The sequence below is a fragment of the Sphingobacterium sp. 40-24 genome (assembly GCF_001899705.1).
GTDB classification, from domain to species: Bacteria; Bacteroidota; Bacteroidia; order Sphingobacteriales; family Sphingobacteriaceae; genus Sphingobacterium; species Sphingobacterium multivorum.
Genome location: NZ_MKWH01000057.1, coordinates 1 through 12,746, shown reverse-complemented (window position 1 = coordinate 12,746; position 12,746 = coordinate 1). Strand labels below are relative to the sequence as shown.

The window sequence follows — 12,746 nt, the reverse complement described above, 5'->3', positions numbered from 1 at the left end:
ATAGAGAATGGAAGTAATTTTAAAACAAGATATCAAAGGCTTAGGTGAGCAAAACGATATCGTTAATGTAAAACCAGGTTTCGGTCGTAACTACTTAATCCCGCAAGGATTTGCTATCCAAGCGACTGAATCTGCAAAGAAAGTTTTAGCTGAGAACATCAAACAAGCTCAGTTCAAACAAGAAAAAATCAAAAAAGACGCTACTGAATTAGCAGGTAAATTGGAAGCTATCAAACTTTCAATTGGTGCTAAAGCAGGTGAATCTGGTAAAATCTTTGGTAAAGTAAACAGCATCCAAATTGCTGATGCGTTGAAAGCAAAAGGTTTTGATGTAGATCGTCGTCGTATCACTTTCGAAGTTGAACCTAAAGAATTAGGTGAATACATCGCTAACTTAAACTTACACAAAGAAGTGAAAGTTCAAGTTCCTTTCGAAGTAATTGCTGAATAATTCAGTTTATTTAGTCAATAATATAAAGCGGCTATCCTTTCGGATAGCCGCTTTTGTTTTACCCCTACTTTACCCCCAAAAAAAACTCGCGTTACGGAGAGCAACGCGAGGCATAATCTAGGGTATTTGAAAGGGAAAATCTTTATCAATCTCTATTTTTTTTCAAAAAAACAACTCTTAAACTATCGAATCATAAAAAAACTATCAAAATCAAGAAAATCGGAACAAATTATTTTCGAAACTCAATTTCAATACTCAAAAGAAGCAAAAAATATTCATTTTTACAAATTAAATTCATTTTTTTTCTAAAAAAAACACAAATAACTTAAAAAAACAAAAATATCGATAGAAAAATCAGTAAAACTCAAAAAAAAACATGAAATAACAAGCATATAATATCAAAAAAACACTATAAAAAAATAAAATCAGTATAAAAACAAACAAAAAATCGTAAAAACAAGATAAAAACAGTAAAAAATTAAAAAAAATAACCTGAAACATTGTGTTTCAGGCTATTTTTTTTTAATTTCTTCGCTAAATTATGCTAATTGTTTTTCCAATTTCTCGTTCAATACTGATTTTGGAACAGCCCCAATTTGTTTATCAACGATTTCTCCATTTTTAAAGAACAATAAAGCTGGAATATTACGAATGCCATAACGAACAGAAATTTCTGGATTTTCATCTACATTCACTTTTCCTACAACAGCTTTACCTTCATAATCCTTAGCCAATTCTTCAACCACAGGACCTACCATACGGCAAGGACCACACCACTCTGCCCAAAAATCGATTAATACTGGTTTGTCTGCTTTTAAGACAACTTCTTCAAAGTTGCTATCTGTAATTTCTAATGCCATAATCTTTTAATTTTATAAACCGAAGTTATATCTATAATACTATTTAATTGCTAAAATCAATAAAACAAAGATAGTAACTACTACCAATGTATTTGTAATCTTAATTACACAAATTCTAATCCAAACTAATTCAATCGGTAATTTATCCCTTCAAACTTATCTATACAGTCCAAAAATTCATTTGTTAGGTTTATTTTCAGACTTTTAGCTGGCATTTCGACAGATATTTCATCTTGGGGATCCCAGATTTTAAACTTTAATTGACAATTTGGCACAACTCCCTCGATCTCATTTTGCGCCAGTATATCCTTGATACCATCAAGAAATGCTTCGTTCAACTTAGGTAAAGGAATATTGATCGTAAAACTCTTCGCCATCTTCTCACGAAGATCCGAAAGCAACTGCACACTGCGTAGCTCAAAGCCCCAATTTCCAACCTGTCTGAAACGCTCCTGTACCAAACCCCGCAATTGCACAAAATATCCCTCTTGCAAATATCCCTTCAACTTGACATATTCTTCACCGAAAACTGCCATATCATAAGAATCACTATAATCCTCGATGATAAATGACGCAAAAGGCTTACCCGTCTTCGTCAATCGATGGTTTGCCGATGCGATAATACCACCAATCACCAATTCTTTGTTCTTGATCCGATTAAACTCAAGCAAAGTCTCTTCATCGACCTCTGCCGCCTTAACCTTATTGATCAAGGCCAAATCTGACACCGAATTCTGACAAAAATGTTCAATCTCAAACCGGTAGGTATCCAAGGGGTGACTGGTCAGATAAATACCGATAACATCTTTTTCATATTTAAGCTTTTCAATCAATCCCCATTGCGGACATGGCGCCAAAACCGGCTCAGGCAATTCTGCAGCCCCTCCTACACCAAACAAGCTCGCTTGGGCCGAACTTTCATTTTCCTTAAAGCGCTGGCCAAATCGGATCGCCTTTTCCATTCCTGTTGAATTTTCATCCGAATGAAAATATTGTGCACGGTGCGTATTCTCAAAACTATCAAAGCCTCCAGCATAAGCCAGACTCTCAAAAGCTTTCTTGTTGACCGCACGAAGATCGATTCGTTTAGCCATATCAAAAACAGATTTATACAATCCTGATTGCCGTGTTTGCACGATAGCGTCTACCGCTCCTGCCCCAACACCTTTCACCGCACCTATTCCAAAACGAATAGCTCCAGATTCATTTACCGTAAACTTATAATAGGATTCATTCACATCTGGCCCCAATACCTGCAAGCCCATTCGTTTACATTCCTCCATAAAGAATGTCACCTGCTTGATATCATTCATGTTATTGGAAAGTACCGCAGCCATGTATTCCGCAGGAAAATGCGCTTTTAAATAAGCGGTCTGATAAGCAACCCAAGCATAACAGGTCGAGTGGGATTTATTAAATGCATAACTCGCAAAAGCTTCCCAGTCGGTCCAAATCTTCTCCAGAACTTTTGCATTATGCCCTTTCTCCTCTGCCTGCGAAACAAACTTCGGCTTCATCTTATCGAGTACAGCCTTTTGCTTCTTACCCATAGCCTTACGCAAGACATCGGCATCACCTTTTGAAAATCCCGCAAGCTTCTGGGACAAGAGCATAACCTGCTCCTGGTAGACTGTAATACCGTAGGTTTCCTTGAGGTATTCCTCACAAGCATCCAAATCGTAAACAATGGGGTCTATACCGTGCTTACGCTTAATAAAACTTGGAATATATTCGATTGGTCCCGGACGATAGAGTGCATTCATCGCAATCAAATCGGCAAATACTGTCGGCTTAAGGTCGCGCATGTATTTCTGCATTCCAGGAGATTCATACTGGAACACCCCTATGGTTTCTCCACGCTGAAAGAGCTCATACGTAAGCTCATCGTCGATCGGAAACTGATCCGGATCCAGCACAATACCATGACTTAATTTGACATTTTCAACCGTATCTTTAATCAGTGTCAGTGTCTTTAAACCCAAAAAGTCCATTTTCAGCAAACCGGCACTTTCAACAACGTGGTTATCGAACTGCGTCACATAAAGATCAGAGTCTTTTGCCAAAGAAACAGGAACGAAATTAGTAATATCGTCTGGTGTAATAATAACACCACAGGCATGGATACCTGTATTTCGTACAGAACCCTCCAAAACCCGGGCCTGTCTGATCGTTTCCGCTTCCAATCCAGCACCATCCGCAATAGATTTCAATCTATTGACGGCTTCAATTTCCTCAGTCCTTAGCTTTTCCTTTAAACCGGCATCATCTAAAGTAAAAATCTTGGATAATTTAAGGTTCGGAATCAGCTTGGCAATTTCATTGGCATCACCCAAAGGTAAGTCCAATACACGCGCTGTATCTTTGATGGATGACTTTGCTGCCATTGTACCATAGGTAATAATCTGGGCAACTTGACTAGCACCATATTTATTGATTACATATTGCATGACACGTCCACGTCCCTCGTCATCAAAATCGATATCAATATCAGGCATGGACACACGGTCGGGATTTAAGAAACGCTCAAAAAGCAAGTCATATTTAATCGGATCGATATTGGTAATTCCCAAACAATAAGCTACTGCCGAACCAGCAGCAGATCCCCGTCCCGGCCCCACGGAAACTCCCATATCCCGGGCCGCCGCTATAAAATCCTGAACAATCAAAAAGTAACCTGGATACCCCGTTTTCTCAATGGTAGCCAACTCAAAGTCAAGACGTTCGCGAATATCATCTGTTATTTCCTCATAACGCTTCTCAGCCCCCACATAACAAAGATGCGCCAGGTATTTATTTTCACCACGTTTTCCCCCATCTTCAAGATCGGCTTCCACCTGAAATTCCTCAGGAATATCAAATTTAGGTAATAGGACATCGCGGTTTAACTTAAATATCTCTACCTTATCGACAATCTCCTGAATATTTAGAATCGCTTCGGGCAAATCTTTAAAAAGGGCCTTCATTTCATCTGAAGATTTGAAATAATATTCCTGATTGGGTAAACCAAAACGGAATCCACGTCCCCTACCTTTTGGAGTCGATAGCTTTTCACCATCTTTCACACAGAGCAAAATATCATGCGCATGTGCATCGCCTTTCTTCTCGTAATATGTATTATTGGTCGCAACAACTTTGACCTGATATTTGCGGGAAAATTTAAGCAAGGTTTGATTTACACGATCCTCATCTTCCTGACCATGACGCATTAATTCCAGGTAAAAATCATCCCCAAATTGTTCTTTCCACCACAGCAAAGCCTCTTCGGCCTGACTCTCACCTATATTCAGTATTTTATTCGGCACCTCGCCTTGTAGGTTACCTGACAAAGCGATAACATCTTCCTTGTATTGAAGAATAAGATCTTTATCAATCCGCGGCACATAATAGAAGCCCGCGGTATAAGCAAAAGAAGCCAGTTTGGCCAAATTATGGTACCCCCGTTTATTTTTCGCCAATAACACAATCTGATAACCATTATCCTTCCTCGACTTATCTTTGTGGTTTTCACAAACAAAAAATTCACAACCAACAATTGGCTTTAAAAGCTGACCAGTAGGCTCCTCTCCATTCTCAACTGCCTCCGCATTTTGCGCTTCAACTTCTTTATTATGACTTATAACACGAGAGACAAACTCAAAAGCCCCCATCATATTTCCGTGGTCCGTTAATGCAACAGCAGGCATATTATCCTTCACCGCTGCCGAAACTAACTTATCGTACGACATCGTCGACTGCAGGATCGAAAACTGAGAGTGGTTATGTAAATGGGCAAATTTGGCATCCTTTAAAGCTGCTAACGCGTCCGCATCAACGACAACCTTGACTTCATCTGGCTGAGACCGTTTTCTAATTTCATCAGAAGCTGCTTTTAGGTTGATATGTTTCAGTCCAACAGTGGGTATAGGCCCCGGATTGTTGGTTTTAAAATCGACAAAGTAGCCCGTATCGACCTGAAGTTCTTCGGCAGTGAATACCTCTCTTCTTACAAGCTCCAGAAAACAACGTGTTGTCGCTTCAACGTCGGCTGTTGCATTATGTGCCTCAGCAAATGGCACTCCAAATAAATAGGAATGCAACTCAGTCAAATTGGGTAGTTTAAAGCGTCCACCACGACCGCCTGGAATTTTCAGAAGTTCAGCTGTTACTTCCGTACAGGTATCCAATACAGGCATATTAGCCATATTGGACGTAACACCATAACGGTAAAATTCACAGCCCATGATATTCAAATCAAAACCAATATTTTGTCCAACAACAAACTTGGCTTTATTCAATGCCACATTGAATTTCTCTAAGACCTCCTGGAGCGGCAATCCCTGCTCTTCTGCCAATGCAGTCGATATGCCGTGTATTTTTTCAGAGTCATAGGGTATATCAAATCCATCTGGCTTAATCAAGAAATCGTGATGTTCGACCAAATTTCCCATCTCATCATGAATCTGCCAAGCCAATTGAATACAGCGAGGCCAATTGTCCGTATCGGTAATTGGTGCGTCCCAACGCTTAGGCAAACCCGTCGTTTCCGTATCGAAAATAATATACATAAAATTCTAACCCTCTTTAATACAACACATTAAATGCAAGACAATTTACATTTTTATGAACTTGAAATTTACGAAATTATTAGAGAAGATTATGTCAGATTTTTGCGAAAATCCACTAAAGAAAATCTAGCGCCACACGATACCGCCTACCGGTTCCGCTTCAACAAGAAATAACATCATAAACTCCTCAATCTTCTTTTTTTATGTGTATCCCATGAGTAAATATCAAACCAAATCGTAAAGCCCCCGGCCTCTTTTTTTCGTATATATTGAAGGAGCCAAGTTTATATCAAATTAACAACACATTTAATACGTATCTAATAGGGACTTTATAGGGACCTCATAGGGACCTCATTCGGATGAAGCCCTATAATCTACCTATTAAGTCCCTTTTATTTCAGGTTTTATTTCCTTTTAATTACAAATTTGACATTCACCTTTCTTCCACCAATGTGGTAAAATTCTCATGGTCTGTAGGAGATAAAACGCCTCAGATTTAATATTGTAATAGTTACACTATCCTAAGTATTTAGTATATTTGGTTTTGACCCAAAAATCCATGATTAAAGCGATCTTTTTTGACATCGATGGAACTTTGCTAAGTTTCAAAACACATCAGGTTCCCGAATCTACTCAACAGGCATTTCAATTATTAAAAGAAAAAAACATCAAGGTATTTGTTTCAACAGGACGATCCTACAATCAGCTGGGACATATTCGTTACCTCGATTTTGATGGATATATCACCTTCAATGGCGGGTATTGCGTCACAAAGGAACAGGAAGTCATTTATAAAAATAACATCCCTCAAAAAGACATTCGCTCCTTATTGGATTATGCTAAAAAGCGTGAGGACCTGACTTTTTCATTTATGTCCGAAAAGGAAATTTCCTTAAACCAGGTTACACCTGAGGTACAACGAATGTACGAACAGGTCAATGTGCCGACACCACCTATTCGGGATTACGAAAAGGATTTTGATCTGGACTCCGTTATGCAGGTCAATGTTTTCATCAATCCTAAAGAAGAAGCTGAATTCATGGAAAATGTGATGCCAAATTCAGTTGCTTCGAGATGGACGCCCATTTTTGCGGATGTCAATCCGATGGGGCAAAGCAAAAAAATTGGAATAGATGTTTTTTTAGATCATTTCAACTTTACCTTGGAAGAAACTATGTCATTTGGCGATGGCGGAAATGATATTACCATGCTAGCGCACACCCATATTGGAATTGCTATGGGTAATGCAAATCCCGAGGTAAAGGAAATTGCAGATTATATAACAGACAGTGTTGATGAAAATGGTATTTGGAATGCATTAAAACACTTCAATATCATCTAAAGTTGGATAGTTAAAGTTATTCGAGAAGTATTGCTGTTGCTATTCATCAGCAAATTATGTTTTTCCGGAAAAAGATAGTCCAATCGCTGTCTAAAATCACGTATCAGTGTACTGCTAAATTGACTTTCCAGATAATGGTTCACACGATAGCTAACTTCAAGCATAATCAACTTGGATGAGCCCGATAATCGGATCCGTACAGGATGAGAAGACATCGTATTATAACCATTCTCAACAGCATGCTGTACCACAGGAAAAAGAATGAGCGGCGGCAACATCATCTCCTCCTGAGACTGAAGCTTATTTTCCCATTTGACTGTAAAACCTGCTGGAAGAAAACGTTCAGCCAATTGCAAATATTTGTTCAACAAGCTAAGCTCGACCTGCATCGACTCCAATCGATCAACATGAAGCTTAAGCAACTGTTCTTGAAAAGCAAAAAAGTCCGCTGGATCTATTTTATTACTTTGTATATGCTGATCGATCAAAAAACTATCCAGCTGACTGTTCCTAAAAGACAACCTGTCCGCCAGTGCCAAAAGCTCTTCATTCCTTACACTCTTTTTACCCAAAAAACGATTGATTATACTTGACATTTCTTAAATTGCTGTAGATTAGAAACACAAAAATAAGGAAACATTATGTCAAATATTGCAATAGTTATTGAAGAAAGAGCCGCTGACATAGGCAATTTCTTAGTCGGGCGACTTCTTCCTTTCAGGCAGAAACGTATGGTCGGCCCTTTTATTTTTATCGACCACATGGGACCTGATAACATTGCCGAACCGCACTTTATGGATATTGCACCACATCCGCATATCGGGCTATCAACATTGACTTATCTATTCGAAGGTAGCATTATGCACCGTGACAGCCTAGGAAATGCCGTGGAGATCAAACCTGGGGCAGTCAATTGGATGACGGCAGGTAAGGGTGTTACACATTCCGAAAGAACCCCCGAGCAGCTGAGATCTACACCGCACGACCTACATGGACTGCAGATTTGGGTGGCCCTACCAAAAGAACTCGAAAAAATGGAGCCTAATTTTGTTCACATCGAAGAACCGCAACTTCCACATTGGACCGAAGATGGTGTATCCTATCGCTTAATTGCAGGAGAAATTAAAGATCACCGTTCCGAGGTCCCCGTATATAGCCCATTATACCTTATTGAAATCAAAGCGGAAAAAGATGCAACTATTAAACTAGGTGATCATCTATACGGCGAAAGTGGATTATATATCCTGCATGGGACTGTTCATGCGGAAGGTCAGGAATTCGGTCCAAAGCAGATTTTAGTTGCCAAAGATGCGAAACTATGTGAATTCAAAATGGAGGCTGGAACCTCGGTCTACATTTTTGGTGGCGAACCTTTTCCTGAACAACGCTATATCGACTGGAACTTCGTCGCTTCGGACATTGAAACATTAAAAATAGCGCGCGAAAAATGGGAAAAACATGAATTTCCAAAGGTTCCTGGAGATGACGGCTATATTCCAATCCCGCCAGTAAATCCAACTTTAGGGCAGAAAAAAGCTTAGCAGCACTATTTCTTCATTTAAACTTGGCAATCGCAAACGTATCTGCCGTACGGGATTACAATTGGAAGGACAAAACAGACTAAAACAAAAAGGCTGGAAATTGTGGACAATTTCCAGCCTTTTTATTGAATAAATCTTAAAGTCAACTGTTGCAAAGAAGTACTAATGGGCTATCCCGCTCACACCACCGGAAACAACCAATTTCATGGCATCTGTTGGCGACATATCTAATTTTTTCACCTTGTCTGCACTGATAATGACAACCTGTCCCGCAAAAGAATATGAATATGGAAAATACACCATAACCTCTTCTTCAAGCCCAATGCTTTTTAAATCATGTTGCGTTAAGAAACCTATCTTCTTCAGACCAAACTCATTCACCGTTACCAAGACAGGTTCATTAAATTTCTTTGCATCACCAACAAAGGCCTCTGTAAAATCTTTAATCGAAGAATATAATGTATTTAAAAGTGGAATCCGCTGGATCTGATGATTAATCCACACTTTAATTGGATCTGTAACAAAATTTGTAAAAATAAGCCCTGCCAAAACCAACACCAAAATAACGGTCAGAATACCTATTCCCGGAATATACAAGGGATGCCCTCTATCATCTTCCAAAAAATGTTCAGTTAGATTCAATGCCGAATCAACTGATGCAACAATCCAAACTATTAAAAAAATAGCACCAGCTAGAGGAACCACCACCAGGATACCTCTTATCAAATAATTAATAAAGCCTCTAATTAATTTGCTAAACATGAATTGAAAATCAAATATTATTCAAAAATGCAGAATATCCTTTATTATTCATAAAAATATACTCTTTTTACGCGTTGGGAAATACTGGTCAGCAGTTCATAAGGGATCGTTCCTATAGCCTTCGCTGCTGACTTTATATCAGGGTACACGATAACTTCATCTTCCTCTCCAACTTCCACATCCGTTACATCCAGCATACACATATCCATACAGATATCACCAATAGTAGGGACTAAAAAACCGTTAACCAACATTTTACCGACACCATTACCAAAACGCCTATCGTAACCGTCCGCATAACCAATTTTAATCGTGGCGATCTTACTATCTCTATACAGAACACCGTGCCTATTATAACCTACGGTCTCACTTGCCGGGAGGTATTTAATTTGCGTCACATTAGTTTTCAAGGTACTCGCCTCCCTAATGGGTAAATCATGCCGCTCAATATCGATACCATAGAGACCGATCCCCAATCGTACCATATCAAAATACGCATTCGGCCACAGTTCAATACCCGAGGTTGCTGCAATATGACGTAGAAAGGAATATCCTAGACCACTTTCTAGACGTTTCGTAAAGTCATCCAGCAGATCAATTTGTCGCTGTGTAAATTCCCGGTCCTTTTCATTTCCTGCAGACGCTAAATGGGAAAAGGCAGATTTAACCTCTAAAACCGCTTCCGTACGCAACACAGCTATTAAACGATTGACCTCGTCAGGCATAAAACCCAACCGATGCATGCCAGTATCTATCTTAATATGAATCGGAAAGGAAGTTATCTGTTTCGTTTTCAGAAAATTCAAGAAGGAAAACAATATTCTAAAGCTATAAATCTCCGGTTCAAGGTTGTACTGAACGATGGACTCAAAAGAACTTTCATCCGGACTCATTACCACAATAGGCAATGTGATTCCTGCACCGCGCAAATCCACCCCCTCATCCGCAAAAGCGACCGTCAGATAATCCACCCGATTAAATTGCAAAAGATTTGCTATCTCGAAACTTCCACTGCCGTAAGAGAAAGCTTTGACCATCGTCATCAGCTTAACATGCTTCGGTAACAACTGGCGGTATACATTTAGATTGTTTTCCAGTGCATTCAAATTGATTTCAAGCACTGTATCATGTGATTTTGCGACCAAAAGCTGACTGATACGTTCAAAATGAAACTCCCGTCCTCCTTTCAGTAATACCGTCGCATTTTCAAAAGAAAGCGACCTTATATCGGCCAAAAAAGCAGCAGTATCGCTATATGAAATGGAAGGCACATCAAATTGTGCAGCCAATTTAGGCAACACTTCACCTATCAATATCAATTTATCCAAACGATACTCACTAAGCAAACGTCTCAGCTTGGACAAGCTTTTTTCATCTTCGATAGTAACACCGGGAATATCCGATAATATCAACATCTTGAACGGATGCTGGCCCTGTTGATTTAAAAACTCCAGGGCTATTTGTAGAGCATCCAGATCATTACTATACGAGTCATCGATAATGGAGCTATTCTTTTTTCCTTTTTTTAACTCAAGACGCATCGCCACAGGCTGCAACTCTTTAATCCTCGATGCGATCACTTCATTTTCATAACCAAAACGTAGCATCACCGCTACACAATTTATGGCATTCTCAACATTTCCTTTATCCACAAACGGTACTTCAACAGCAAAGGTGCGCCCGGTATAATAGAAGGTTACCATAGTAAATCGGTCGTTGACCTGTTTGATGGAATACACCTCCAAAGAAAGCCCCTCATCAAGCCCCCAGGAAAATTTTCGTGGCCGATAAGGCAATTGAACATTTTCTAGGTAAGTATTCGGAAAAATCATGGTTTCAACATGTTTAAACAACTCGAGCTTTTCATAAATCTTTTCCTCCTTCGATTTAAAACCGGCTTTATGTGCCACACCAATGTTGGTCAATAGTCCTATGGTTGGTTTTATCATCTGCTCAAGGCGCTGCATTTCTCCTTTCTCTGAAATTCCTGCTTCGATCAGCGCAAGATTATACTGATCGGATAGTCCCCATAACGAAAGTGCCACACCGAGCTGAGAGTTATAACTCTTGGGACTTCTATAGATCTTATATTCAGGAGACATCAGCTGAAAAAGCCATTCTTTCACTATCGTTTTACCATTGCTACCAGTGATTCCAATGACCGGGTAATCGAATTTCTGCCGATGAAAAGTTGCCAGTTCCTGCATAGCGACCAAGCTATCCGCTACCCAAAGAATGTTAGCCTCCAAAAACTCCATTTCCTGTGCACTATCGATTTGAAGCACAAAATTACGAACTCCCTTATCATAAGCTTCTCTAATATAACGGTGGCCATCTCTATTCTTCTGAAGTGCAAAAAAAATCCCGTTGTCCGCTTGGACAATTTTACGGCTGTCGTAAAATAAATGCTGGACAAAAGAATTGGGATCCGTGATAAATGTGCGATTGGGATGTAAAATCTGGGCGATTTCCGATATTTTGTACATTCTCCTGATATTTTTTGATTGTGTCAAAACTGAACATTTTTTTAGTTATTTCATATTATTTTTGAAATTTTGACAATATGTTTGACGAGGAAAAAAGAAATAAGAAGATATTAACGCAGCATCAGGCACAGTTGAAAGCGGAAAGCTATTGCGTCTATCAAGAACGCGCACAGCAAGAAGTACGCGATAAGCTCTACAGCTGGGGACTACACGAAGTAGAAGTCGAAAATATTTTGGCCAATTTGATCGCCGATAATTTTTTAAATGAAGAACGCTTTGCTATTGCCTACTGTAACGGAAAGCTCCGCATGAAAGGCTGGGGCAAAGTAAAAATCAAGCAGGCACTCAAGGCAAAACGGGTATCCGAGCAATTGATAAAAATTGCATTTAAGCAAATCGATCTCGATGAATATGAACAAATCTTAAATCACATCATTGACAAAAAACTCCGTGAAATTAGTGGCAAGGACCGCTATGCAGTTAAAAACAAAGTTTATCAGTTTGCACTATCCCGCGGATTTGAGAGTGATTTAATTTTTTCTATACTGAATTCAAAGGAGTTATAAAAAACACAGAAAGAAAGTAAATAAATATTTTGCAATATTGAATTTTCGCTCTATATTTGCATCACCAAAAAGGAACGCAAGGTTCTTTTGAAAATTGAAATAAAATTCCAATGCGAAAATAGCTCAGCTGGTAGAGCACAACCTTGCCAAGGTTGGGGTCGCGAGTTCGAATCTCGTTTTTCGCTCACCTGCCT

The 12,746-nt window shown here is 39.2% G+C and carries 9 protein-coding genes and 1 tRNA gene; 5 read left to right on the top strand and 5 right to left on the bottom strand.

What is annotated here, in order from left to right; translation table 11 throughout:
* Positions 1-7: 7 nt before the first annotated feature.
* On the top strand, positions 8-451 hold the full coding sequence (rplI, locus tag BGP15_RS20955) for a 50S ribosomal protein L9 (RefSeq protein WP_046671751.1): 444 nt from the start codon (positions 8-10) through the stop codon (positions 449-451).
* A gap of 539 nt (positions 452-990) precedes the next feature.
* On the opposite strand, the gene trxA is transcribed toward rplI, so the two are convergent.
* Together trxA and dnaE are read right to left on the bottom strand one after the other, a co-directional pair.
* Positions 991-1,311: a thioredoxin gene (gene trxA / locus BGP15_RS20950; RefSeq protein WP_046671752.1), complete on the bottom strand. Its 321-nt coding sequence runs from the start codon at positions 1,309-1,311 to the stop codon at positions 991-993.
* A 125-nt stretch (positions 1,312-1,436) separates the two neighbouring features.
* Positions 1,437-5,855, bottom strand: a complete 4,419-nt coding sequence (gene dnaE / locus BGP15_RS20945; RefSeq protein WP_204990829.1) for a DNA polymerase III subunit alpha — start codon at positions 5,853-5,855, stop codon at positions 1,437-1,439.
* A gap of 559 nt (positions 5,856-6,414) precedes the next feature.
* Here dnaE and BGP15_RS20940 point away from each other — a divergent pair.
* Positions 6,415-7,197: a Cof-type HAD-IIB family hydrolase gene (locus tag BGP15_RS20940; RefSeq protein ID WP_286770677.1), complete on the top strand. Its 783-nt coding sequence runs from the start codon at positions 6,415-6,417 to the stop codon at positions 7,195-7,197.
* On the opposite strand, the gene BGP15_RS20935 is transcribed toward BGP15_RS20940, so the two are convergent.
* Positions 7,194-7,793 (bottom strand): hypothetical protein, encoded by a 600-nt coding sequence (locus BGP15_RS20935; RefSeq protein ID WP_286770676.1) that lies wholly within the window; start codon positions 7,791-7,793, stop codon positions 7,194-7,196. The two genes, BGP15_RS20940 and BGP15_RS20935, sit on opposite strands and share 4 nt — an antisense overlap.
* 45 nt (positions 7,794-7,838) lie before the next feature.
* On the opposite strand from BGP15_RS20935, the gene BGP15_RS20930 reads away from it, so the two are divergent.
* The gene (locus tag BGP15_RS20930) at positions 7,839-8,738 is read left to right on the top strand and encodes a pirin family protein (protein WP_046671756.1); all 900 of its coding nucleotides are present in this window, start codon (positions 7,839-7,841) and stop codon (positions 8,736-8,738) included.
* Positions 8,739-8,900: 162 nt separating this feature from the next.
* Here the strand turns inward: BGP15_RS20930 and BGP15_RS20925 are convergent, their stop codons facing one another.
* Entirely contained in the window at positions 8,901-9,500 is a 600-nt protein-coding gene (locus BGP15_RS20925; protein ID WP_046671757.1) for a DUF502 domain-containing protein, read from the bottom strand.
* A gap of 44 nt (positions 9,501-9,544) precedes the next feature.
* The gene (locus tag BGP15_RS20920; protein WP_201638682.1) at positions 9,545-11,986 is read right to left on the bottom strand and encodes a bifunctional UDP-N-acetylmuramoyl-tripeptide:D-alanyl-D-alanine ligase/alanine racemase; all 2,442 of its coding nucleotides are present in this window, start codon (positions 11,984-11,986) and stop codon (positions 9,545-9,547) included.
* 77 nt (positions 11,987-12,063) lie between these two features.
* Here BGP15_RS20920 and BGP15_RS20915 point away from each other — a divergent pair, with 77 nt between their 5' ends.
* Together BGP15_RS20915 and BGP15_RS20910 are read left to right on the top strand one after the other, a co-directional pair.
* Positions 12,064-12,552, top strand: coding sequence for a regulatory protein RecX (locus tag BGP15_RS20915; RefSeq protein ID WP_286753194.1), 489 nt, complete (start codon positions 12,064-12,066; stop codon positions 12,550-12,552).
* Between the two features lie 112 nt (positions 12,553-12,664).
* A tRNA-Gly gene (locus BGP15_RS20910) sits at positions 12,665-12,737 on the top strand.
* The last annotated feature ends 9 nt before the right edge of the window (positions 12,738-12,746 follow it).